23 protein-coding genes and 5 pseudogenes are annotated in these 23,376 nt (G+C 62.0%); 12 read left to right on the top strand and 16 right to left on the bottom strand.

What is annotated here, in order from left to right; translation table 11 throughout:
* Nucleotides 1–314 precede the first annotated feature (314 nt).
* Nucleotides 315–524, bottom strand: a complete 210-nt coding sequence (locus IQ26_RS41515) for a UTRA domain-containing protein (protein ID WP_420846404.1) — start codon at nt 522–524, stop codon at nt 315–317.
* Nucleotides 525–658: 134 nt separating this feature from the next.
* Here IQ26_RS41515 and IQ26_RS20655 point away from each other — a divergent pair, with 134 nt between their 5' ends.
* The 3 genes and pseudogenes from IQ26_RS20655 to IQ26_RS20645 all read left to right on the top strand — a co-directional run bounded on the left by IQ26_RS20655 (nt 659) and on the right by IQ26_RS20645 (nt 1,816).
* On the top strand, nt 659–1,021 hold the full coding sequence (locus IQ26_RS20655) for a transposase (RefSeq protein WP_145720195.1): 363 nt from the start codon (nt 659–661) through the stop codon (nt 1,019–1,021).
* Nucleotides 1,018–1,236: pseudogene (locus IQ26_RS41510) on the top strand (IS3 family transposase); the annotation flags it as partial. The gene IQ26_RS20655 and the pseudogene IQ26_RS41510, both read left to right, overlap by 4 nt.
* A gap of 100 nt (nt 1,237–1,336) precedes the next feature.
* Nucleotides 1,337–1,816, top strand: coding sequence for an IS3 family transposase (locus tag IQ26_RS20645; protein ID WP_162458025.1), 480 nt, complete (start codon nt 1,337–1,339; stop codon nt 1,814–1,816).
* Here the strand turns inward: IQ26_RS20645 and IQ26_RS41505 are convergent.
* From IQ26_RS41505 to phnF, 3 genes and pseudogenes are all read right to left on the bottom strand, one after another.
* Nucleotides 1,754–2,005 (bottom strand): annotated as a pseudogene (locus IQ26_RS41505) (hypothetical protein); the annotation flags it as partial. The gene IQ26_RS20645 and the pseudogene IQ26_RS41505 sit on opposite strands and share 63 nt — an antisense overlap.
* Nucleotides 2,006–2,103: 98 nt before the next feature.
* A pseudogene (locus tag IQ26_RS41500) lies at nt 2,104–2,355 on the bottom strand (winged helix-turn-helix domain-containing protein); the annotation flags it as partial.
* A 103-nt stretch (nt 2,356–2,458) separates the two neighbouring features.
* The gene (gene phnF / locus IQ26_RS41495) at nt 2,459–3,190 is read right to left on the bottom strand and encodes a phosphonate metabolism transcriptional regulator PhnF (protein ID WP_420846403.1); all 732 of its coding nucleotides are present in this window, start codon (nt 3,188–3,190) and stop codon (nt 2,459–2,461) included.
* A gap of 813 nt (nt 3,191–4,003) precedes the next feature.
* Between phnF and IQ26_RS20625 the strand changes: the two genes are divergently transcribed.
* A complete protein-coding gene (locus IQ26_RS20625) occupies nt 4,004–5,173 on the top strand; it encodes an alpha-D-ribose 1-methylphosphonate 5-triphosphate diphosphatase (protein ID WP_145720192.1) in 1,170 nt (389 codons plus the stop codon).
* A gap of 33 nt (nt 5,174–5,206) precedes the next feature.
* Nucleotides 5,207–6,670 (top strand): alkaline phosphatase family protein, encoded by a 1,464-nt coding sequence (locus tag IQ26_RS20620; RefSeq protein ID WP_145720191.1) that lies wholly within the window; start codon nt 5,207–5,209, stop codon nt 6,668–6,670.
* 299 nt (nt 6,671–6,969) lie between these two features.
* On the opposite strand, the pseudogene IQ26_RS20615 reads toward IQ26_RS20620, so the two are convergent.
* The 4 genes and pseudogenes from IQ26_RS20615 to traA form a co-directional block, all read right to left on the bottom strand.
* Nucleotides 6,970–7,570: pseudogene (locus IQ26_RS20615) on the bottom strand (TraH family protein).
* Nucleotides 7,571–7,584: 14 nt separating this feature from the next.
* A pseudogene (locus IQ26_RS20610) lies at nt 7,585–8,453 on the bottom strand (nitrilase-related carbon-nitrogen hydrolase).
* A 1-nt stretch (nt 8,454) separates the two neighbouring features.
* Nucleotides 8,455–8,931 carry a conjugative transfer signal peptidase TraF gene (gene traF, locus IQ26_RS20605; RefSeq protein ID WP_240547182.1) on the bottom strand — a complete coding sequence of 159 codons (477 nt, stop codon included), beginning with the start codon at nt 8,929–8,931 and terminating at the stop codon, nt 8,455–8,457.
* 50 nt (nt 8,932–8,981) lie between these two features.
* On the bottom strand, nt 8,982–12,284 hold the full coding sequence (traA, locus tag IQ26_RS20600; RefSeq protein WP_145720189.1) for a Ti-type conjugative transfer relaxase TraA: 3,303 nt from the start codon (nt 12,282–12,284) through the stop codon (nt 8,982–8,984).
* Between the two features lie 250 nt (nt 12,285–12,534).
* Here traA and traC point away from each other — a divergent pair, with 250 nt between their 5' ends.
* The 6 genes from traC to IQ26_RS20570 all read left to right on the top strand — a co-directional run bounded on the left by traC (nt 12,535) and on the right by IQ26_RS20570 (nt 16,580).
* Nucleotides 12,535–12,831, top strand: coding sequence for a conjugal transfer protein TraC (traC, locus tag IQ26_RS20595; protein ID WP_145720188.1), 297 nt, complete (start codon nt 12,535–12,537; stop codon nt 12,829–12,831).
* Between the two features lie 4 nt (nt 12,832–12,835).
* Nucleotides 12,836–13,051 (top strand): type IV conjugative transfer system coupling protein TraD, encoded by a 216-nt coding sequence (gene traD, locus IQ26_RS20590; protein ID WP_145720187.1) that lies wholly within the window; start codon nt 12,836–12,838, stop codon nt 13,049–13,051.
* Nucleotides 13,038–14,969 (top strand): Ti-type conjugative transfer system protein TraG, encoded by a 1,932-nt coding sequence (traG, locus tag IQ26_RS20585; RefSeq protein WP_145720186.1) that lies wholly within the window; start codon nt 13,038–13,040, stop codon nt 14,967–14,969. The genes traD and traG overlap by 14 nt, the downstream gene beginning before the upstream one ends.
* A gap of 463 nt (nt 14,970–15,432) precedes the next feature.
* Nucleotides 15,433–15,819 (top strand): thermonuclease family protein, encoded by a 387-nt coding sequence (locus tag IQ26_RS20580; protein WP_240547187.1) that lies wholly within the window; start codon nt 15,433–15,435, stop codon nt 15,817–15,819.
* A gap of 84 nt (nt 15,820–15,903) precedes the next feature.
* Nucleotides 15,904–16,146, top strand: coding sequence for a WGR domain-containing protein (locus IQ26_RS20575; protein ID WP_145720185.1), 243 nt, complete (start codon nt 15,904–15,906; stop codon nt 16,144–16,146).
* Between the two features lie 155 nt (nt 16,147–16,301).
* Nucleotides 16,302–16,580 (top strand): HU family DNA-binding protein, encoded by a 279-nt coding sequence (locus IQ26_RS20570; RefSeq protein ID WP_145720184.1) that lies wholly within the window; start codon nt 16,302–16,304, stop codon nt 16,578–16,580.
* Between the two features lie 86 nt (nt 16,581–16,666).
* Here the strand turns inward: IQ26_RS20570 and IQ26_RS39755 are convergent, their stop codons facing one another.
* The 5 genes from IQ26_RS39755 to IQ26_RS20550 all read right to left on the bottom strand — a co-directional run bounded on the left by IQ26_RS39755 (nt 16,667) and on the right by IQ26_RS20550 (nt 20,770).
* Nucleotides 16,667–16,831 carry a hypothetical protein gene (locus tag IQ26_RS39755; RefSeq protein ID WP_167522702.1) on the bottom strand — a complete coding sequence of 55 codons (165 nt, stop codon included), beginning with the start codon at nt 16,829–16,831 and terminating at the stop codon, nt 16,667–16,669.
* Nucleotides 16,832–17,133: 302 nt separating this feature from the next.
* Nucleotides 17,134–17,445 carry a DUF736 domain-containing protein gene (locus IQ26_RS20565; protein WP_145720183.1) on the bottom strand — a complete coding sequence of 104 codons (312 nt, stop codon included), beginning with the start codon at nt 17,443–17,445 and terminating at the stop codon, nt 17,134–17,136.
* 1,030 nt (nt 17,446–18,475) lie between these two features.
* Entirely contained in the window at nt 18,476–18,793 is a 318-nt protein-coding gene (locus tag IQ26_RS41825; RefSeq protein WP_456085786.1) for a hypothetical protein, read from the bottom strand.
* Nucleotides 18,794–18,906: 113 nt separating this feature from the next.
* Nucleotides 18,907–19,833 (bottom strand): ArdC family protein, encoded by a 927-nt coding sequence (locus IQ26_RS20555; protein ID WP_145720182.1) that lies wholly within the window; start codon nt 19,831–19,833, stop codon nt 18,907–18,909.
* Between the two features lie 349 nt (nt 19,834–20,182).
* Nucleotides 20,183–20,770 (bottom strand): hypothetical protein, encoded by a 588-nt coding sequence (locus IQ26_RS20550; RefSeq protein ID WP_145720181.1) that lies wholly within the window; start codon nt 20,768–20,770, stop codon nt 20,183–20,185.
* A gap of 519 nt (nt 20,771–21,289) precedes the next feature.
* Between IQ26_RS20550 and IQ26_RS20545 the strand changes: the two genes are divergently transcribed.
* Nucleotides 21,290–21,598 (top strand): alkylphosphonate utilization protein, encoded by a 309-nt coding sequence (locus IQ26_RS20545; RefSeq protein WP_145720180.1) that lies wholly within the window; start codon nt 21,290–21,292, stop codon nt 21,596–21,598.
* A gap of 13 nt (nt 21,599–21,611) precedes the next feature.
* Here IQ26_RS20545 and IQ26_RS20540 read toward each other — a convergent pair whose 3' ends face one another.
* From IQ26_RS20540 to IQ26_RS20530, 3 genes are read right to left on the bottom strand one after another with little or no spacing between them, the layout of a single operon-like run.
* Nucleotides 21,612–21,935, bottom strand: coding sequence for a hypothetical protein (locus IQ26_RS20540; RefSeq protein WP_145720179.1), 324 nt, complete (start codon nt 21,933–21,935; stop codon nt 21,612–21,614).
* Nucleotides 21,935–22,825, bottom strand: coding sequence for a DUF7007 domain-containing protein (locus IQ26_RS20535; RefSeq protein WP_145720178.1), 891 nt, complete (start codon nt 22,823–22,825; stop codon nt 21,935–21,937). The genes IQ26_RS20540 and IQ26_RS20535 overlap by 1 nt, the downstream gene beginning before the upstream one ends.
* Nucleotides 22,822–23,298, bottom strand: coding sequence for a hypothetical protein (locus IQ26_RS20530; protein ID WP_145720177.1), 477 nt, complete (start codon nt 23,296–23,298; stop codon nt 22,822–22,824). The genes IQ26_RS20535 and IQ26_RS20530 overlap by 4 nt, the downstream gene beginning before the upstream one ends.
* Nucleotides 23,299–23,376 lie beyond the last annotated feature (78 nt).

Below are 23,376 nucleotides of genomic sequence, written 5' to 3'. Positions count from 1 at the left end.
GACGGCGTTGCCGCGTGAGACGCATCGATACGGAGCCCGACACGGTGCAGGTCACCTGGATTGCCGGATCGTGCGGACCTTTTTCGGGAAATCCGCCAACGAATACGGCACCGTTGAATAGAAATGGAATTCACGCAGTCACCAATGGGGTCAGTTTGAGAACACACGCCGCACTCTTTGCGTGGTCGCTGTGACCCGGGAATGACTCGATCTAGACGAATGGACGAGATGTCTGCGCTTTACGTCGGTTTTTCCGCATGCCGAACGGAAATGTAGCCAGCCAATCGCTTTCAGGGCGGAGCAGCGGGCAGGCATCAGAATTTCAGCTGGAGCTCGACCCAAAGGGTTGAAACGCGTGTATGCGAAAGTTGAATCGGCACGTTGTGCTCATCGACGTTGATGTTCGTGACGAAAACGACCGGACGCCCCCCGGGCTGCTCAAGTAGCTCGGCGTCACGCCGCGTTGGCATAATCGCTGAAAATCGACTTTCAGATCGCGTAAAGTCTGGGACACCCTCACACAGTGCCTGGATAGTCGACGAGAGCTTCTCGTATAAAACTCAATTCCATTGAATCGTGGAATGCAGTGAACCCCTCGGGCTGGACCACCAGGATCTGAAAACTGATACGTTCGATGGGCCTTGAACGGAGAAGGCTCATGAAGTCACGAGGTCCATACCGTCGGCACTCGACGCAATTCAAATTACAGCTTTGCCAAGACATCCGCGGCGGCGTCATCGGGCGCCGCGATGCCCAGCGCACGTATAGCGTCTCTGCCAACCTCATCCAGCTTTGGCTGACACAGTTCGATCGGGGCGAACTGAATGACGAGGAGGCTGAGGCCAGCGGTATCGCTGAATACGAGGCTCGGATCGCCGCTCTCGAGCGCAAGGTCGGCCAACTCACGATGGAACTGGACCTTGCCAAAAAAACGCCGCGCCAACCGATCGCCGGCGACAGCGAGAGATCCTTCATCGTCACCGGCCCGCGGCCTGTTCCATCAGACGGGGGTGTCAAGTGATCGATCTGCCGAGAAGCACCTTCTACTACCGCGCGTCGACCAAAACACCCAAACTCTCGGACGTGGACCTCGTCACCCTCATCGAGGATATCCAGGACGAACTGCCCTGCTATGGCTATCGGCGGGTGACCCACGAGTTGCGCAGGCGCGGTCATCTCGTCAACCACAAGCGCGTAGCTCGGGTGATGAGGGCGGCAGGCTTGGGAATCAAGCCGCGGAGGCGCTACGTGCGCACGACCGACAGCAGCCACGATTCGCCGATCTACCCGAACCTCTACCGCAATGTGATCCCGGATCGGCCCAACACGGTCTGGGTTGCCGATTTCACATACATCCGAATTGCCCACCGGCTTCTGCTATCTTGCTGTCATTCTCGATGCCTGCAGTCGCAAGGTCGTCGGCTACGCCTTGTCGCGACGGCTCGACACGCCATTGGCGCTCGCAGCCTTGCGCTCCGCTCTGACAAGCAGGAGACCGTCATCAGGCTGCATCCACCACACCGACCGCGGGTGCCAATATGCGTCCGAGACCTACCGAAGAGCACTCGAAGCGGCCGGCCTGCGCGGCTCCATGAGCGCGATCGGCAATCCCTACCACAATGCGCAGGCCGAGAGCTTCATGAAGACCTTGAAGGTCGAGGACGTCTATGTGGCTGGCTACGACAGCTTTGCCGATGTGGCCGAACGATTGCCGAGGTTCATCGAAGAGATCTACAATTCGAAGAGGCTGCACTCAGCCCTTGGCTATCGAACACCAGAGGAATTTGAAATCCAACTCGCCCAGAAGGCGGCTTAGTTCGATGGCTTGGTGGTCCAGCCCGAGGGGTTCACTGCAGAAGCGGGAAATAATTGGACGCGCGACTGATGCAGGCTTACCCGCGATTCGCGTGAGCGTCTCAATGTGCTGGACAGTCTGACCCGGAACGATCTGTAGCTTGTGGGCGATCGCGCGCGTCGCTTTGCGCTTTGAGGCACCCAGATAGTGTGTCGAGTGCCGCCATCCTGTACATCGCTCAGGGCGGCAGTGAAGCGCGTCCTTCGGCCAATGGGCAACGGCACGACGCGTTCGCGAACGAAACTGCCGCGTCCGTGCTCGATTCGAATTAGATCCCGCTCCCGAAGCGTGTGAAGGGCTCTTCGCACAGTATGGCGATGAACCCGATACTGTTCCGCCAGCTCGCTTTCAGTTGGGAGTTGCGATCCGAGCGGAAACCTACCTTTCAATATATCTTGTTCCAGTTCCAGATAGACTGACTTCCACAAAGTTGTGGCACCGCGCCGCTCTCGTGTGATGATACCGGTCGCGCCCGATGGACCTTTGGTGCTACCGCTCATTTGTCGCGTCAGAGTTGCCGCTTTCCCTTTGCCGTCGACCCCAGCCACGCGGATCGCTTTGTTGACGCGATCGCGCTGGCATGCTCGTAAAATTGGTCCCACATCAAAATTTTAGCTGGAGTTCGACCCAAAGCGTTGAAACACGCGTGTATGAAAGTTGAATCGGAACGCTGTGCTCGTCGACCGTAAGGTTCGTAACGAAGACGACCGGTCGTCCGCGCGGCTGCTCAAGCAGTTCAGCCTCCCGCCGTGTCGGCATGATTGCCGAGATCCGACTTTCGGCACGCGTAAAGTCGGAAACGCCCAATTCTCGCAATGACTGGGTCGCCGACCCTAGCCTCTCATACAGGGCGTCAATCCCACTAAAACGGGGTAGAGGAAAATACTTCGACGCAATCGACACGGGTCTGCCAGCAACGCGCGTGAGGGTCTCGATGTGCTGTACCGTCTGACCCGGAACGATTTGAAGTCTGGCCGCGATCGGGCGTGTCGCTTTGCGCTTTGAGGCACCAAGAAAGTGTCGAGAGCCGCCATCCTGCACATCGCTGAGAGCGGCAGTGAATCGCGTTCTGCGACCATAGGGCAGTGGTATGACTCGTTCTCGGACGAAGCTGCCACGACCGTGCTCAATGCGGATCAGATCCCGCTCTTGAAGCGCCTGCAGAGCCCTTCGCACCGTGTGCCGGTGGACCCGAAATCGGTTGGCGAACTCGCTTTCTGTAGGGAGCTGCGTGCCGGGCGCAAACTCGCCCTTCAATATATCCCTTTCCAGTCCTAGATACACGGACCTCCATAGAGTTGCTGCGGCGCGTCGCTGTCCAGTTTGGCTCAACATCGGTGGGGCGTTCTTGCTCATTTCTCGACCCAGTTCAACTTCCATTCTGGCAGGCAATGCGGCGTCAGTCGCCACGGCTTGGCTCGTCCTCACCCGGCTCATTTGAGCGAATTCCAACGGACTGTCATTCTGAGTGCTCCCGAGAAAAGTTGCGAACCGGCTTTTCGGCCCATCGGAGGTCAGCGGCTTCGTTCCGACAAAATCGCGACCGCGGGGTGGCCCGTCGGATCGTGTATTGGCGCACAGAGTTCTTCATTCGCCGGAAGTTGCACGTCTCGCGCGAGTTTGCCGTCCCTAAATCGCGGTCCCGGCTCGCATAGACCGAGCTTTAGAGTCCGCGCGGACCTCGTAGTCGGAAGGCAACACTAGGGCAATTGGCACGACAGATTCAATGCCAAAGCGTTGGCATGCAGTTTGTGTGAGTCTCACCCTTAACAGAGTGCAGCGAAAACGCTCCTCGAACGGATGAGTTCGCAGGTCATCTAAGGTTCTTCGCTCTGCTGTCACTCGCATAGTGCATTTCGTCGGTGCCTCAGGAAGGCGGCGGCGAGAAGGTCAATGCGCTGATGAGACCCTATAGATTGAGTTCTCAAGCCTTTGGCGCACAGAGCCCGCATCCAGTTGGGTCAGCGCATTTGGAAGGTCGCTCCGCAATCAGTGGTGTGGCATTGAGTGGCATCGTCAAATCCTTCGGCCCTGTCGGTCCTGCGCGACGTCTCACTGGACATTGGCGCCTGGACCAGGCGCCGGCTCGCGGCGCCAGCTCGCGGCGGCAGCCAGGCCGTTTGGACCCCAAGACCGAGCTCAAAGAAAATGAATGAACTTGCACATGCAGCGCTGGAGCGCATTTCGGGCCGCCCAGGCAGAGGCACCAATCTCATCCTGACAAACGCAATGATTGTTGGCGAGGATGATGTATTTCTCGGAACTGTTCACGTCGAGGATGGTCTGATCATAGGTGTAGAGCCGTCCGTATCACGATCGGACAATGCTGTTGACCTCAACGGCGACTTTTTGCTTCCGGGTCTTATTGACGTCCATACGGACAATCTCGAAAAACACACGGTTCCTCGACCAGGCGTCGTGTGGAACGCGATAGAGGCCGTGGTAAACTATGACCGCGGCCTTATCGCCTCAGGGATCACGACAGTCTTCGATTCAATCTGTGCTGGAAACGTCCACACCGACTATCGGCGCGCTCTGCTTGAGCACATGCTCGGCGGCATTCGGACCGCAGAGGCAAATGGCGCTCTGGCAGTCGATCATTTTCTTCATCTTCGATGTGATCTCGAAGATGGGGATCTCATAGGACTTGTGACACCCCACCTGGAAGGCGACAGGTTACGTTTCATCTCCTTCTTGGACGAGAGCGTTGAACGGGATCCCCAGCGATTCCGAAGCATGATGCTAAGGCGCGGCAGAAAAGAAGATGAGGTCGAAGCGCTGGTCATCAAAGGGTCATCGCTGGAGGTTGTCGGCCACAATCGCGAATGGCTTGCTCGCGAGTGCAAGGCACGGAAAATTCCTTTCTCGAGTCACGACGACACGACCAGGGCCCATATTGCCGAGGCTGTCGCGCTCGGCATGACGCTGAGCGAATTCCCCATCACGGAAGAGGCAATGGAGGCAGCCCGCGAGGAGGGCATGCTGGTGATTGCGGGAGCCCCCAACGTGGTGAACGGGCGTTCGCACGCGGGCTATATCTCAATGCGGGAGCGTTGCCTGTCAGGACACGTGCAGATTCTCTGCTCCGACTACGTTCCTTCAAGTCTCCTGTCAGCAGCATTCATCTTGCACAAGCAGGTAGGGTTGCCGCTCGCCACAGCAGTGTCGCTCGTCACTAGTCGCCCAGCCACGGTTTTCGGGTTTGATGACCGTGGCCGGATCGCTTCCGGACTTCGCGCCGACTTGATTCGTGTTGGGCTCGTAGCCAATTCGCCGCTTGTCAAAGCCGTGTGGCGAGCCGGCGTCCGCAAATTTTAACCAAGCTTCCATAGCAAGTTACGAGAGTGCCATATGTTAAAATCGAACCCAAAGGTTGTTCTTGTCGTATTCGACGGCTTAAGGCCAGACGCAATAAACGAGGGTGATACGCCAAATATTTATAGATTTCTTGGTGAAGGCCGCTGGTTCAGGAACGCTCGCTCTGTCTTTCCAAGCCTGACACGGGTCGCATCAGCTTCGATCGCGACTGGAGCATATCCGCGTCAGCACGGGATTGTGGGCAACACATTTCACCATCCGACGTTCGAGCCGCATCGTCCCTTCGATTCCGGCATTCTGGAAGACGTGGTTCGAATGGAAAATGAGGGAGAGCGCCTCGTCTCGGTTCCCACCTTCTCAGAACTCGTGGCCATGGCCGGAAAGCGGATGGCCATCGTGCACGGCGGCGGCATCGGGTCCACGGTCACACTCGCACCGAAGGCCCGCGACAACGGCCACTGGGTCTATTCCGCTCATGGCCGGAACGGCTCCCTTACACCCGAAGTCGTCGCCGAGATGGAGAGGAAATTTGGACCCGCCCCCGATCGCTCGCTGCCTCTTTTCGCAGTCATCGACCGGGTTGCCGGAGTGGCTACGGAGCATGTGCTCCCCGAGGTCAGGCCCGATGTTGCACTGTTCTGGTTTCCGGAACCAGACACTTCAAGCCACTACATCGGCATTTCGGCGCCCGAGACGCTGTCGGTCCTCAAGCGTTGCGACGCGCACTTTGGTCGAATTCTGGACACTCTCGACAGGCTGAAGATTGCGGATGAAACAACTGTGATTTTGCTGTCTGACCACGGCCACATTTCGGTTCCCAAGCAGATAGATCTGTTTGATGTTCTGGCTAAGGCGAATTTTCCCACCGCACTCGAAGCCAACGATGAGTCGTGTCTTCTCGGAATTCGCGGGCGCTATGGTGGTTTGCGGCTCGTTCATAGAGACAATAGGGTGCGATCAGAGGTCGTGCGGTGGCTACAGAACCAGCCATTTGTCGATCACCTCTTTACTGCGGATAGAAACGGTGTGGAGGGAGAGGTTCCTGGGACATTTTCCCTCAAACTCGTGGGATTGGATCACTATCGGTCGCCGGACATTGCCTTCGTACTCAAGTCCTTTTTGGAACCAGACTCTTCCAATAGGAATGGATGGGGTTATTCAGCCGGTGAGGTTCCTGTTTACGGAGGGACTCATGGTGGGCTGCATCCAAACGAGTTGAACATCGTACTAGCCGTGCGTGAGGGACGACGCAGGGACGGCCGGGACATTTCGACGCCAGCAGGCCTTATAGACGTGGCGCCGACCGTTCTCGATTGTCTTGGAATTTCTGCTGCGCCGTCGATGCTAGGCAGCAGCTTGCTTGGCGAATTCGATCGCGAAGCATCTGATGGCAATCGAACGCGGGACTTTGTCGTTGGAACTAAGAGTTTCGAACAAAGCGTTCGAATATGGGAAGAAGGAGGGCGCGTATATATCAAAGACGGGATAGCACAATAGAACGCGTTGGCCGAATGTCGAGCGCGGTGTGAATTCGCAGTTCGAGGCAAATCTAAGATCAGGTCGCAGCTCGACCTAGATCGTCGAGGTCAGAGCATGGGGCGACTTGCCTTCCTGCGTCTGGAACAAGGCGATCATCCACGAAGGTCAGGCCTCCGAATTGGTCGATGGATATGGTCTCCTAGCCGTTTCCCATCCCGGAGACGAAGGAGGCGAAAATGCTGGCGCGTTGACGATAGCGTTTGCACGCGCGGAAGAATGGTCATCGAAATGCCGATCATGTCACAGCTCCGCTAAATTCACCTTTCGTTCTTGTGACCGCTGCCGAGGATCTCGGATAGGTCGACGCGAATTCCCGCTTTGTTGGGATCCTCTGGGTCGGCCTGAGCCTCGCCCTGCGGTTCGGTATCGGTCGCATCACGCTTGGGATCATCCCCCTCTGCCGCGGGCACGGCTACGTTCACGTCGCCGGGATCCGGCTCGCCGAACACCGCCCTGCCCTCGAAGTAACCGCTATGATCGCGTCGTCGAAAGCCTCGTCGACCGCGTTGCCGTACCATTCGTGACGATGCGGTAGACCTTACCGAAGAGCTTCGTTCCGATGCGGATGTTGGCGCAGGCATTAACGAGGTCCGGACGCAGCTCGGACACGTCGGAAATTCCGAGTCCCGACGGGTACCGGGGTGACGCCGACGCGGACGACCGCTCTGCCGACATGCCGTCGGATGAGGGCCATGGCTTCAGCGGAAGTGCTAGGCCGTGGAACCAGCACGACCCGGTCGCCGGATCGCACCGTGACCGCCAGCGGATCAGGCGAACCCGCTTCCGCTATGAATCTCTCGACGATCGCCGGCTTCAGGCCGGGACGGCGCATTGCTGGATGAGGGCGGTGTCGATCATGGGCAGCTCCATGTTCATCGGTTGAAGGCGGTGACGAGCGGCAGCCCAAAGAGCCGAGCCCAGGCGTTCTGGATGGCGACGATGGAAGTTCCGGCGGTCCACCAGCCATTTCCGGGGGCGACAATCGCGTCGGGCGTGTGCAGCATAGACTGCAGGACGGGCCAGACCACGAGTTACTCGTAGCAGATGAGCGGCGCAATCCGCCGGCCGGCGAGTTCGACAACGGGATTGGCGAAGAGATACGCCCGCGCGCCGCCGCCCTGCCCCAGCCTGTGGCGCCAGGCTGCCACATCGAGACAGGGACCGGCATGCGCTCGCGATAGAGGACGTCGGCCTCATGTGCGGATATTTCGATCAGCACATTGTCGTAGCCCTGCGGGCCTACGACGGCTGCGCCCGCGATCACGGTGATGTCAGTGCCGATCAGGGGATCGCGCCAAAGGTGCCCGACGCTGGGCGTCCAGAACCCGAGCGAGCTTTCGGGAAGCACGACGATCCCGTCCCGCCCCGCGGTTCGCATGACCGTGGCGATCAGGTCACGCTGCCGCTCCAAGGTGCCGTCGCGGCCTAGGCTCTGCCCCATCTCTAGGACGGCTCGTCCAAAGCCAGCGTGTGGACGATGAGGAAGCAGAGCGATGCTGCGAGCCATAAAAGCAGGTCGGGCCAGAGATCCGAACTGTAGAAATTTGCCACGCCCTGCGGCAGGCCGCGTGAAGCGGCCAGGAAATTGGCCGCCGAGACGAGCGTCAGGAGGATGCGGCTCCGCGCCATGGCCCAAAAGGGCCGGGAACGTCATCGCCAGCGGCAGGGTCAGCGGATCGCCGCTCCAGGCAGCGGCGCCGACGAGCGCGGCGACCACGATCAGCACCGCTCCGCGCGCCATCTCATGGCTCGAATGTGACGAGCGGGCGGGCGCGGCCAACGACGCCGGAGGTGGGGATCGGCCCGAAATATCTCGAGTCATAGGAACCTGCGAAATCAGAGTGAAGAAAGAGGAAGCCAGCCGGGACCGGCCCGCCTGCGAAGCGCGTGAGCGCTCTGCCCGCGGCGTCCCTTGGCTGAACATCGGAATGGGCGAGCGGCCGGCCATCGATCGAGACATTGGAGCCGATCGCGATCGCCTGCCCTTCGGTCGCAACCACCGTCTTGATCAGCGGACTGAACCATCCCGCGCACAGACCGCGGCCGAGATAGCCGCGTTCCCGCGCCATCCGGAACGCCGGCGTATCCGGCGGGCAGATGAAGACAAGGTCGCCGGCCGCCGCGGGCCGTTCGAGCGGCTCGATGCGCCAAAGGCCGAGCGGATAGCTGCGCGTCAGATTGACACGAAGACCCCCGAGCCAGGCGACGCCTGCGAGCATGACAAGGCCTGCGGCTGCGATCGGGATGATAACTATGGCGCGAGGCCGCCTCATTGCTTGAGCACCGGCGTCTGCCGTTGCGTCTGACGCAGGCTCTCGGTCTGCTTCAGGGTCTCGGCGGTGCGTTCATGAGCAGCGAGCTGCTGCGCGGTCCGCATCACCGGCCAGGCGTCGGCGAGCTTCTGGCGCTCGCCTGCTGCCAGACCCTCGGCGGCCTTGTCGAACAGCCTTCCCGACGGTTCACGTGCGGCATTGGTGAGTAGCATGCGCTCGCCGAACCGTTCCGCGATCGCCTTGTTGAAGCCGTCGATCTCGGCCTTCGCCATCCTGTCGGCGAGGGCATAGCCGAGTGCTGCCGGAAGATCGTTGCGGTCAATCGCATCGCGAACGCGCTCAAGCACTTGGGTAGAGCTGGGCGACAGCGCCGGGATATCGATCGAGACCCGAAGGCGCATCGCCTGCTCCTCGGCTTCGAACTTCTGCACGGCGGTCTCACGCAGGCGCAGATAGCGCTCGATGTCGCGCTTCAGCGCCGGCACATTGAGCTCGGCGATGCGCCTGTCCTCCCGATCGGCCTTGCCGGCAAGAAGGCCCCTCTTGCCCTTGAGCGGTCCGAGCGTCGCCGGCTCCGAAACGAGGCGCTGGAACGCTTCCTTCGCCCTGGCCGGATCGGACAGCACCGCGTCGAAATTCATGGCGCGGAAGGCGGTCTCGGGATCTGCGAACACATAGCGGAAGCGGATCGAGACCTCGTCCCACCGCTTTGTCACGGCCGGATCGGCGCGCAGCTTCTCCTCAACCGCGTCCTGGATCGATTTCGGGAACAGGGTAACGCCGGCGACCATGGGTGCGGCCTCCTTCAGGGTCTGGCTTTGGCGGGTATCGAAAAGGCCGAGGCGTGCCCCGACCTTGCGCAGCCTCTCGGCAATATCCGCAAGGCGCTGCTTCTGCCCCAGTGTCCAGTCCAGCCGGTCGCGGACGAGCGTCCGGGCAACACGGACAATGTGCAGGCCGCGGCTGTTGGCGAAGCGCAGCGCATCGCGGTAGAGGCCACCACGCGCATAGTCGAGCGTGGTCTCCTTGGCGTTCTTGCGCGACAGGATCTTGATCAGGCCGCCATTGATGCCGAAGGAGCGCCGGCCGTAGTAGAGCGCGACGTCCTCCCGATGCCGGGTCATCGCGACATAGGTGAGATGCCGGTCGAGCGACAGCGTGGCCAGCACTTTCACGCGGTCAACGGTCGCGCCCTGCGCCTTATGGACGGTCGTCGCATAGCCGTGGTCGACATTGCGGTAGAAGCGCTGATCGACCGCGACACGATGAAGCTGATCGCCCTCCCCTAACGTGGCAACGAAGTGGCCGGACCGCGCTTCGATCACCTTGCCGATCATGCCGTTCTTCACACCGAGAGAGTTTTCATTACGGAGGAAGACGATCTGATCGCCGACGGCAAAGCGCCGGGCGCCGTCTTCCGTCAGGAAGGCATGTCCCGTTTCCAGAATGCCGCGTTCGATCAGTTTTCCGCGCGCAAGATCATTGAGAGAACGGACGTCGCGACGCAGATGCGCAAGGATCAGTGTCGACTTTCCCGGATCGTAGTCGCGGTTCCAATCATCGATCAGATTGGCGATTGCCTGCGATTTCAGCTCCGCGCCGAGCACCCTGCCCTGACTGCGATATGTGTTGATTGCCTCGGCGATGCGTCCGCGGGCAAGATCGAGCGATGCGTCCCGCATCCATTGCTCGCGCTGGCGATAGATGGTCTCGAGCTCGGCATAGCCTATGCGCTCGACAATCGCGCGGAACGCCGCACCCGCCTCGATCGGCTGCAGCTGATCGGGATCGCCGACAAGCACCAACTTGGCGCCGGCGCGCGACGCCGCCTCAACGAAATGCGCCATCTGTTTTGAGGCGACCATGCCCGCTTCGTCGATAACGAGGACCGTCCTGGCGTCGAGCCGCTCTCGGCCGTTCTTCCATGCGAGCTCCCACGACGCCAAAGTGCGCGAGACGATGCCGGCTTCCTTTTCAAGACCCTCTGCAGCCTTTCCGGCAAGTGCTGCGCCGAGAACACGATAGCCGGCACTTTCCCACACTTCCCGCGCCGCCTTCATCATGGTGGTCTTGCCGGCGCCGGCGCGCCCGACGATCGCAGCACACCTCTCTCCAGACGTCACATGCTCGATGGCGGTTTTCTGCTCTGGAGACAGACGTTCATGACGTGCGAACACCGTGTCCCGGATTTTCGTCCCCACCACGAACCCGGATGCCCTGTCCATACGGATGGCACGATTGGCCATCTCCGCTTCGATCCGGATCAACTCGCGCGTCGTGAACTTCGCCCGCAGAAGTTCGCCGGTTGCGAAGTCGACGCTCTCGTGTTCGAGGCGCAGGCATTCCGGGCTCTGCAGGATCCGCGCCATGAGATGCCGGAAGGTGCCTGCATCGTCGATATAGCGATGCAGGATCTTTGCGATATCGCGCTCGTCGAAGACGCTCTTCTCCGACGAAATTATATCGAGCACGGTGTCCGGCCGGCGCTGGATGCGCCGCGCGTTCTCAAGCCGCCGCTCCTCGAACAGCTCCAGCCGTTCCAGCTCCGGCGCCCTTCCCTCCCGGACGGACTTTCGTTCGATGGCTTTGGTTGCGACGCCAATATGGGCGGCGGGAACGATGTCGATGCCGCGCTCGGCATAAGAGCGTCCATCAACACGGATATCGAGACCTGCGAGCGTCAGATGCTGATTCTGCAGATCGAGCCAGCCCTGCCGCTGTTCGAGGAACTCCGCCTTCTCGCCTGACCACAGCCGGTAGACGATCTTGCCGGCCTTGTTGCGCAATCCCTCGCCGTCGTTGCCGCTGACCGCGACCTTCTTGGCCCCGAACCCGTCCTCGGTCAGCGGCCGCAGCGTCGTCATCAGATGGACATGCGGATTGCCCGGTTCGTCGTGATACACCCAATCCGCAACCTGCCCACGCGTCAGTATTTGTTCCGACACGAACTGCTGCATCAGCGCGATGTTCTGCTCGGCCGAGAGCTCGACCGGCAGGGCGATGATGAACTCTTTGGCAAGCTGGGCGTCCGCGCGCTTCTCGAAACCCTCGACCTTGTTCCAAAAGGCTTCCACAGCCCCCGCCACTGACCGATCGGCAATGAGATTCCGGACCCATTGCGGCGCATCCGGAGGTAGCAGGAATTCCTCATGGATCATGCCGCGCTTGTTCGAATAGTCGACCACGCGGGCCTCGGCCTCATGCTCCATGCGGGCGCAATGGCGGTAGGCGGCCGCCAGCACGGCGCTGCGGCCATCACCGCGTGAGATGAGCTGGGGCGTGAAATGCGTGATGGCCAAGGTTCAGGCGGTCCCAACGAATGAGAAACAGCATGTTCGTCAGCTCGGCCGGCCCAACCGGGGCCGGGAGCAGCACGTCGCGCCAGCGACGTATTACTGCGCCCTTGGAGCCGCTCCTTCGGAACGGCGGGATCATCCCTCAAAGCGTCGGCTTCGCCGACCCGTCATATTTGACGGGTCGCGCTGCGCGCAACCCCGGGCGATTCTCGTCCGATTGAACACGCGATTGGACAGGAAAGGATCAACCGGAATGAAGAAGCCGTCATCGAAGATACGTGAAGAAATCGCCCGCCTGCAGGACCAGCTCAAGCAAGCCGAGACGCGCGAGGCCGAACGCATTGGCCGGATCGCGCTGAAAGCCGGGCTTGGCGAGATCGAGATCGAAGAAACCGCGCTTCAGGCGGCGTTCGAGGAAATCGCCAGGCGCTTTCGCGGAGGCAAGGGCCAGGCGACCGGAAGAAAGAACGCCGGAGACGGCAGGACCGCCGGCGAAACGACCGCGACGGTCGCAACTGGCGCGGCTGCGGGCAGCGGTAGCGAGGCTTGAGAGGATGGTCCGGACCCTATCGACCGATGCCCGAAAGAAGGACACGCGCGAGAAGATCGAGCTCGGCGGCCTGATCGCGAAAGCCGGCTTGCGTTACGAGAAACGAGCCCTGCTGCTCGGCCTGCTGATCGACGCGAGCCACCGCATCAAAGGCGACGATGCGGAGCGCGCGCGCCTGATTGCAATCGGCGCGGAGGCCTTCGGCCGTGACGGCGAATAGAGTTCTCCTTGCCCTGATCCCGGCGACGATGATGGTCGGGGTGACCATCCTCATGCCGGGCATCGAGCACTGGCTCGCTGCCTTCGGGAAGACCGCGCAAGCAAAGCTGATGCTCGGGCGCACCGGCCTCGCATTGCCCTATGTGACGGCGGGCGCGATCGGCGTGATCTTCCTGTTCGCGGCCAACGGCGCCGCGAACATCAAGGCGGCGGGATGGGGCGTTGTTGCCGGCAGCGCCGCGACGATCCTGATCGCCGTGGCGCGCGAGACAGTCCGCCTTGCGGAAATTGCCGGCTATGTCCCAGCGGGCCAATCCGTCTTCGCATATGCGGACCCGGCGACGACGCTCGGCGCCTCCGCCGCGTTCCTCGCCGGCGCGTTTGCGCTGCGCGTTGCCGTGAAGGGCAATGCCGCCTTCGCGAGGCCTGCTCCGCGTCGCGTCCATGGCAAGCGCGCGGTCCATGGGGAGGCCGACTGGATGGGGATGACCGAGGCCGCAAGGATGTTTCCGGATGCGGGCGGCATCGTCATCGGCGAGCGCTATCGTGTCGACCGGGACAGCGTGATGGCTGTGTCGTTCCAGGCCGATGCGCAGGAGACATGGGGTGCTGGCGGCAAGGCTCCGCTGCTTTGCTTCGACGGCTCGTTCGGCTCGTCGCACGGCATCGTCTTCGCCGGATCCGGCGGTTTCAAGACGACGTCGGTGACAATCCCGACCGCGCTCAAATGGGGCGGCGGGCTCATCGTGCTCGATCCGTCGAGCGAGGTCGCGCCGATGGTCGTCGATCACCGGCGCAGGGCCGGCCGGAAGGTGATCGTGCTCGATCCTTCCAGCCCCGCGACCGGCTTCAACGCGCTCGACTGGATCGGCCGTTTCGGGGCTACGCGGGAAGAAGACATCGTCGCGGTCGCGACATGGATCATGACCGACAATGCGCGGGCTGCGTCCCCGCGCGACGACTTCTTCCGCGCCTCGGCCATGCAGCTCCTCACCGCGCTGATCGCCGACGTCTGCCTGTCAGGACATACGGACGAAAAGGACCAGACCCTGCGCCGTGTCCGCGCCAATCTCTCCGAGCCTGAGCCGAAGCTGCGCGAGCGGCTGACGCGGATCTACGAGCAATCGGAATCCACCTTCGTGCGCGAGAATGTCGCGGTCTTCGTCAACATGACGCCGGAGACGTTCAGCGGCGTCTACGCCAATGCGGTGAAGGAGACGCACTGGCTCTCCTATCCGAACTATGCCGCGCTCGTCTCGGGCGACAGCTTCTCGACCGACGAGCTTTCGGGCGGCGGCACGGACATCTTCATCGCCCTGGATCTGAAGGTGCTGGAGGCGCATCCGGGGCTGGCGCGGGTGGTGATCGGCTCCTTCCTCAATGCGATCTATAACCGCAATGGCGAGGTCGCGGCAAAGACCCTGTTCCTGCTCGATGAGGTGGCCCGTCTAGGGTATCTGCGCATCCTCGAAACCGCCCGTGACGCCGGGCGGAAATACGGCATCAGCCTGACGCTGATCTTCCAGTCGATCGGCCAGATGCGCGAGGCCTATGGCGGCCGCGACGCCAGCTCGAAATGGTTCGAGTCCGCATCCTGGATATCGTTTTCAGCGATCAACGATCCGGAAACGGCGGAGTATCTTTCGAAGCGTTGCGGCGACACGACGGTCGAGGTCGACCAGACAAGCCGCTCCTCCGGAATGAAGGGTTCGTCGCGGTCCCGGTCGAAGCAGCTCACGCGTCGTCCGCTGATCCTGCCGCATGAGGTCATGCGCATGCGGGCCGACGAGCAGATCGTGTTCACCGCGGGCAATCCGCCGCTGCGCTGCGGGCGCGCGATCTGGTTTCGCCGCGACGACATGAAGGCCTGCGTCGGAACCAACCGGTTCCATCGGAGCGAAGGCGGTGACAGTGGCTGATTTGCCCAACGCCGATCGGGCTTCCCTCGTCCCGGACCGTCATGCCTGCTGCGAAGAGGATCGTCACGCGAATGCGCCGAAACCGTTTTAATGGGTTCGGTGAGCGCCGCTTTTTCGGCGCGAGTAGAGCTGTCCGCCGTAGGCGGCTCGCCCAACCCTTCCTTCCGCAAGCAAGATCCTTCGCGATGCCTGGAAGCAAATCATAACCCTGACCTGGCTATAATCATGCTCATCCCATAGGGAGGCACACGACCGTTTGAACAACATCATTCGTTTCGGGAACAGCCCGAAGAAGAAGAAGAAGAATCCGGCACATGGGAAGAATTCTCCCGCGCCTATCGGCGGTTCGTTCCGCCGCCGCCGCAACCATCGGAACCGATCCGGCACGACCTGGGCGTGGGCGATCGTCGCCCTGATCGCGGCGAGTCTATATGCCGCCGATCATTATCAGCTCGCCGATCGGCTGACGCTGGCTGTGACCGCACCACGGACGGATACGCTAGGCGCGACATTCCCCTATTGCACGGAAGGCCGCCGCGTGACCTGCGTCGTGGATGGGGACACGTTCTGGCTTTCGGGCGAGAGGATCCGTATCGCCGACATCGACACGCCGGAACTGAGCCCGCCACGCTGCGAGGCGGAGCGGCTCAAGGGCGAGGCCGCCAAGCGCCGGTTGCGGGAGCTACTGAACGCCGGCCCGTTCTCGCTCACGGCCGGCTGGCGCGACGAAGATCAGCATGGACGCAAGCTGCGCACGGTGACACGTGACGGCCGCTCGATCGGCGACACGATGATCGAGGAGGGCTTGGCCCGCCGTTGGGACGGCAAGCGCCGAAGCTGGTGCGGCTGATCCATCAAGATGATGAATCGAGGGCGACAGACCGATTCATGAAAGTCGTTGGACGCCGCTTCCGAAGGAAGCGAAAATCCGGCCATGTCGAATGAGGAAGCAGGCCCGGTTCATCTTCACCGCATCGATCCGACGCAGAACATGCGCCGGTTCTACTCGCTCGCGATCCAGCCGACATTGTTCGGCGGAGCATCGGTCGTCCGCAACTGGGGGCGGATCGGCACTAACGGCCAGTCTATGATGGAAACCTTCGACCAGGCTGAAGAGGCGATGATCGCCATGGCGAGGCTGCAATGGACAAAGCGGCGACGCGGGTACAGGGAATGAGCCGGCGCAGGCCCGTTGGAGGCGATACAGTCCTGGAATCCGCGAATTCAGGGGTTTTCAGTGGATTCACGCAGATGTCAGAGCAGCCAACCCCTTTCAGAGGCAGGGTTTCGTTGTCATAGGTGATTGGGGCTTTCCAACAGAAGGTATTTTTAATGACAACGACCAACGAAATTGCCGACAAGATCGCATCCGAGCAGAGCCTGACCAAGGCTCAGGCCAAGACGATCGTCGAGAGCGTATTCAAGCAGATTGCCGACGCCGCCAAGATTGGCGCGGAGACGTCCATCCCGGGATTTGGAAAATTCAAGGTCAAGGCAACACCGGAACGTGAGGGCCGTAATCCCTCGACGGGCAAGACCATCACGATCGCGGCTTCGAAGAAGGTGAGTTTCACGCCGGCCAAGGCGATCAAGGATGCGCTCAACAGCTAAGCAGCGAGGGACCGATCATGTTCGGCCGCATCCGGCAGACCGAAAAGCACCGCATGCAGCCGATGCGGCACTGAAGAGACGCCTCCCTAGAAGGGAGGTTCGGCGCAAATCTCGCCACAGGCTTCCGCAAGCATCACCTCGCGCTCGGCAAGGGCCAGTTCCAGCTCCGCCTGGATCTCGCGGCGCTCGTCGCGATAGACGGCGTTCCGCAGCTCGGCGCGCAATTCCTCGATATGCTGATCGATCGACATTGGTCGTCTCCTTGATGTTGGTGAAAGACGACATCGGCTGTCATGGCGGATCGGAGGGGTCAGGGATCGCGGAACGCGACCGGCAGAGCCGGCGAGTGGGGGAGCCGAAATGCGCTAGCATTTTGGGGGAACCGCTCGTCCTTGAGGCCTTCGGGCCGACATGGCAGGCTTGGGCGTTCTGAGCAGACCCCCGCTCCACCCCGGTTGGCGCCAGAAAAGCCGGAACCAGGCTCGATGCCTGGTTCCGGCTTTCCGATACCCACGAGGAACCCCGCCTTGCGGCGGGGTCCTCTTCGGGGCGATCAGTCCCGGTTGGGGCGAGACCAGATCAGCTGCAGGCCTTCCTCGCCTTCCACCTCGATCAGAGTGGCGTAGATCGGAGCGGGGAAGCTCGGGTCGTCCAGCTTGACCGAGAGGTAGTCGCGCTCGGTTTCCCTGGAAACCTTCTGCCAGGCCGCACCTAGCTCGACTGCACCCGAGAAGATGCGGAAGTGGGGACCCTTGTCGGAGGGGTTGTCGATGCGGACCAGCTTGGCCTTGACGTTGAGGTTGAGCGTCTTGATCGTGCCCGTAAAACCGTTGCCCGAGGAAGTGAAGGTGCCGATAGTAGCCATGATGTCGTCTCCGTGAGTTTCTCGGACCGCGACCATCGCGACCTCGATGGCGGTCGACAGACCGGAGGCGATCGGCCCGCACCCCGTAGGGGCCGCAACGCAGTGAAGGGCAGCCAGGGCGGGATTTTCTTGCCTCGCGAGGAATGATGGCGAAGCCAGCAGGGGAAGAAAGTCACGACCGGCTGTTGCGGGTTTGAGAACGAGGCGGAGCGCAGCGAAGACGGCCTTCGGTCAGACCAGCCACATCGAGGACGCAGTTGGTTGCGCCCTTCCATGAAACCACCGGCCAGACGACAGGCGACTTCCCCTCGGCATGATGACCGCAACCATGGCAACGGTCAGGCAACATCAAGCCCTGCCGTCCCGTCACGAATCTTGCACTTCAACAGACAGCCTCAGCGGGAAAGAGACGCCCCGCCTCCTCATATCGGTCGAACGACGACGAGCCGACTGGCGAAATTCCAGGAGCCGGGCGGCTGCCACCCAAAGCAGGAACGGCGACTTCACGCTCAGGCCATGCCATTCTCGGGCTGGGTCGCCGGCATGGGCCGGCTGATCAGGCTTCGGCCCCGGGATTGCCCCCCGAACAGGGGCTGACCGGAAGGCGGGCCTTCCGCTGCTGCGCAGCGCCGGAGTGCTGAAGCCAATGATGCTTGCCAGGCCGGACAATCACACGCCGCACATCCCTTCGCATTCGTTTGGCCAGAGGTCGAGCTGGCCGTGGTCGACGGCCGTCGACAAGTCGACTTCGTCGAGGGGAACGCCGGCGCGATGCAGAAAGCCCTCGCCGCAGATACCGCGCAGGCCGAGCGGATCGCCCGGTCAACCTCGACGGCATCGGACCAGGCCTCGGCATCTTTGTCCCGCATGGATCGCCGAAGGCTGTCGGCGTGGAAGGGGCAACCGATGCAAGCGCTTTTGGGAGGATCAGGATAGCCGTGACTCCTGAGCCAATTGAGGCAATCCTGCCTGGTCATGCGTTTCTCGATGAGAGGAAATCGGTTGACCTGCCAGGCCTCGCGGCCCGGCATCATCCGCACGACCTCGTCCATGGAGATCCCGAGCCATTGAGTGACGACGGGATGCTTCGGCGAGCGCCGGCGAGCTCGCGCACCTTGCGCCGGATCAGTTCGATCTTGGCGGTGGTGGTGCACTGCCGTCGGATCATGTCGATCGAGACATTGCCGCGCCGGTCGACCGTGCGGGTAAAGGCGGGAATCGAGGCCCAACGCTTGCCATCGGCTGCGTTGAGCAGGTTTTCGCGCAGGTTTCCTGCCGAGACGACATGGACCGGAAACGGCGCAGGTGTCGGCGAATATGGCGCAATCCAGCGGCCCGAAATGACCATGTGCCGCCATCAGCGCGAGGGTGGTCGACTGGACGCCCGCGCCCAGACTGAGGACGCGATGGCGGATCGAGGAGGGCTCGGCGCCCTCCCCTGCAAAAGCGGAAGGTGCAGCATCAGGCCGCCCTCCCCAGTTCTTCCGCCTGCGGCTGGAGTTCGTGGAGATAATTGACCGCGCGTTGCGCATGGGCGGCCGCCTGGAAGATGGCCCGCTTGTCGCTGCCCAGCAGGCTGGCCCAGCCCTGGATATAGGCGGCATGATCGGGCCTTGGCTCGAGCTCGGGGACGATATCGAGGTCCGCACAGAGCATGGCGGCGCCGAGTTCCACAAGCAATTCTTCGCGCGCGCGGTCCGTGCGGTCCTTGTGGTAGCGGCTGAGATCCCTGTTCAGCCGGTGGGGAGCCGCCGTCCAATGCAGGGTTTCATGCGCTCGCGTGGCGACGAACGAAGCCATGTCCCGGAAAAATTCCGGGGACGGCAACTGGATATGGTCGGAAGAGGGAGAGTAATAGGCCTTGTCTCCGCCATATCGTACGACCGCTCCGGTATTGTCGAAAAAGCGGTCGGCGTGCTCGATGCGCTGGACAGGATCGGCGGCAGGTTCTGGCGCCGCATAATAGTGCGCCGGCAGACCTTCGATCTGGTCGGCGCAAAAGACCGTATACGCCTTCAGGAACGGGATGCCGCGCTCGACCTCATCGCCATGGGCATCGGTCTCGGTCCGAGTGAAGCGGCTGGCATAGACGACGGTGGTGCCCGTCTCGCCCTTGCGGACATGGGCTCCTAGCTCGGCCGACTGTTTGAACGTCATCCAGATCGGCGACGCAAAGCCATGGGCCACGGTTTCCGACCACAACAGCAGCGTATTGATGCCTTGGTACGGAAGGCCGTTATGGCGCAGTGGGCGCGTGATGCGGCCCGTCGCATTGCCCACGCTCCATGGCCTCACCCACGGGCGCACGCCTTTTTCCAGGTCCGCGACGATGCGGTCGGTGATCTTCGCGTAGATGTCGACGCGGGGCTTGCTGCTCTTCCTATCCATTTTTCCGAACCTCCATTCGAGGCCGCGCCAGTCGCGGCCGTCACGAGGTCCGAGAGCGCAGGACCGCAGGTCCGCGAACCCGGTCGGGGATGAATCGGAGCAAGCAGAGATGTCGCAGCCGGGCCGCAACGTGAGTGGAGGACGGCAAAGCCGTTTCGCGGGGCGAGGACCACAGCAGGACCAACATTCGTGACGGCCGCGATCGGGCGCGGCCAGACCAAAGGGATTTCCTTCTCCTTCAAAGGTCTGAAGTCGTATTAATTGCGACATGCAGACAGGCCGGCGCCCCGGAGGGAGCCGGCCTGTGAAATGGTAAAAAGGGCGGAACCGAAGTTCCGCCCGAAGGGCACTAGCCCAGAGCCGCCAACTGGAGATCGGCGGCCTGCCGGCTGACGCCCTGGCCGGGGTTCTCGACCTGACGCTCGTAAGGCTTCCAGCTCTCGCCGACGATGTGCTCGTAGGCGGCGACGGCGCCCTCGGCCGCCATGCGCAAGGCGTGCGACTGAAGGCCCATGTCGGCCGCGAATTCGCGCTTGCGCTGTGCATTGCTGTCGAAACCGACAGGACCATCGAGGTCCTCGTCGCGGGTGTCATTGGCGAGTTTGGCCGTGGCATCCTTGGCCTCGGTGACGGCCTTCGAGTAGAACTGGCCTGCTCCGTAGGCGGAACCGACATAGGAGCCGACGATCCTCTGCAGGTGGATCTGCATCGCCTTGTCGGACAGCCCTTCGGAGAGCGTATCGGCACCTTCGATCAGGCTGCGCTCGTGGAATTCGCGGATGCCGTCGCTGTCGAGCACGGGGAGGCCGAAGCTTTCGGAGATGAGGGAGGCCTGGTTGCCATCCGGGCAGCAGAGCCGGACCATTTCGAGGGTGGTGCCCTTGCGGAGCTGGACGACGCGAGCCTTGGTTTTGGTGGAGCGGGTTGAACTGGACATTGAGCTTACCTTCCTAGCGATGCCCTTCAGGTGATCCGGCCCTTGCCGGTCTTCCCTGCGGGTGCGGTCGAAAGGAACCGGCGGAAGCTGGGACGCTTCAGGGTCCGGATCCTGCCAGGCGAGCGAGGTTGGCTTGCGGACAAGCGGGGGCCAGTCCTTCACTGTTCCCTGCGCGGGACGCGGGCCTGCCTTGCCGAGATCGGCTGAGTTCCGGCCGCTCCGCGGCGCGTCAGCGGCCTTGAAGTGGCAAGCCGCCGGTTCAGACCGCAGCAAACCCGCCGGGAAGACCGGCAAGGGAATGGTCACGGCTTCCTGCATGCGGGAGGATAAGCGCCGGTTCAATTCGGGCACCCCACGATCTCCTTGGCCACGAAGCTGCGTGAGGGCGCCGGCGGTTTGAACTTCGGCTCCTGCCGGTATAGGTGGTGTGCGCCGGTCCGCCGCTGCGGATCAGATCTTTGGCCTGCTCCCACGTCGGACTGACAGCGCACTGTATTCAATCCCGAGGCGAGGGCAGCAATGACAGATCAGAACGACGACTACGTCTATGACGACGCGACAGGGGAATGGCGACCAGCGTCGGAGATGGCTGCCATTGCAGCTTCCGCCGGGAATGTCGAAGTCCGCGATGCCGCCGGCAACGTGCTCGCCGACGGCGACTCCGTCGTCCTCGTCAAGGACCTCAAGGTCAAGGGCGCGGCGCAGACACTGAAGCAGGGCACGGTGATCAAGTCGATCCGCCTCACCGACAATCCCGAAGAAATCGACTGCCGGCATGACGCGATCAAGGGGCTGGTGTTGCGAACCGAATTCGTCCGCAAGCGTTGAACAGGCAGCTGTATCAGGCGCGCAGTAGGTCCAGCGGCAGTCTGGCACGCAACGCCGCGATTGCCGCGTCCTGCCTTGCCAGCTTGCGTGACAGCGCATCGATCTCGTGCTGCCTTTCCAGTGTGATCGCAGCAAGGTTGGAGCGATACCGTTCGAGAAACGCGTTCGGATCCGGCGCCTTTCCGCGTCGGTAACCGGTACGCTGCGGCTTGAGCTGCGGAACAAGCGCGGTCATCCGCCGGATGATCTGCCGATCGATCACATCGAGCTGGCGCTGTGTCTGGCGCCGAGCCTCCTCCATGCGAAAGAGCTGTGCGCGGCGATCGGGGCACGACATTATGTGTCCCTCCCCTGCCAGCCGATGAAGCTCGATGGACCGTCGTAGACACGATGACGCGTAACATCGATTACGAAACCGAAACGGCCGCCGTTGATGCCGTACTCGTCGGAAGGAACCATATATCGGCGGGTACCCCGCGCTCCGGCTCGATCACCGCCGAGCGTGGCAACAACCTCGGTGAATCCGGACTCGTGGTCTGAACGGATCGCCGACACCACGATCCAGTCATCGGCATGGCGCTTGTAGAAATCCCGCTCGTCCTTCGTTGAGGACTGACCGGGTTCAAGCACCTGGCCGTGGATCGCTTCCCAGGCATCCGGGTACCAATCGCGTATCGTCCTTTCCGCACAGGCATTCTCGAAATTCGTGAAGAGTTCAGGAAAGGCCTGGGCGACGGCGGCCCAATGGGAGTCCTCTTCGTACCAACCGCCATTGGCGCGGAGCATGGAATGGACCTTGCGATTCCGTTCTGCCGCAAGATGAAAGCCGCCATGGCCTGCCGTCGAATGGCAGGTCACGCCATCGGCATAGACGGTCGCTCCCTGCGACGTCCCCCATGGCGTATGGGCGCGGGAGTGGATCTCGCGGCGTCCGAGAGCAGCGCGTTGCTGCTGGTGGCGGGCGTTCTCCTCGACATGCGCGTGGAAAGCCGCCTCGTCGGCAAGCTCGCCGGCATGGCCGTAGAAATCGCTGCGCGTCCATTCGGCCATGGGCCCGCGGATGCGCCAGCCGGTGGCGAGAAGATGCCAGCCGGCTCGGGCAGGCAACATGGCGAATGCCGTTTCACCGACAAGCGCGACTCGAAAGCCGTCGACGCTGCGACCAAAAGAAACCCCCGGATAACCGGGGGCTTCGTTGTCTGTTGTCAGGGCTGTTGCCGCGCTCATGCCGACGCCCTCCCCTCGACAACATCGGCCGCGACCTCGTCGGCCGTGACTTCCTCCAACAGCGCGGCACGGGGATAGCCATGTCGTGACAGCCATTCCTCCGCGGCGTGGTGGTTGGCAGCGAGGTGGACCAGTTCGGCGTCTTCGCCAGACCGATCGAACACGCGCACCGAGCCGGCGGCAGGACGTTCGAGAACGGTGAAGCGCAGGCTTGAACCGATCGAGAATGTGCGGTGGACACGGATGGCGATGACGCCGCCGGCGCCGTGATCGGCTTCATGCAGCGTGAAGTTCGCCGGCAGGGTGACGCTGCCGACGGCGCGTTCTTCCTGCTTGCGGATCAGGCGTCCGCTGCTGTTATTGGTTTCCCATGCAGAGCGCTTTCTGCGATGGCGCTCGGGCGGACGCTGCGTGCCATCCGACCAGGAGATGAGCGAACCGATGGATGCCTGAAAAACGAGATGCGCGGACATTTTGTCCTCCATGTGCTGTTGATGGAAACGAAACCGCCGCCGGTGAGGTAACCGGCGGCGGGAAGGCGATCGGAGGGA

Origin of the sequence: Mesorhizobium tianshanense (genome assembly GCF_007830515.1) — a bacterium.
Classification (GTDB): domain Bacteria; phylum Pseudomonadota; class Alphaproteobacteria; order Rhizobiales; family Rhizobiaceae; genus Mesorhizobium; species Mesorhizobium tianshanense.
Note: the sequence above shows the minus strand (reverse complement) of the source record. Positions and strands in the feature narration are given on the sequence as shown.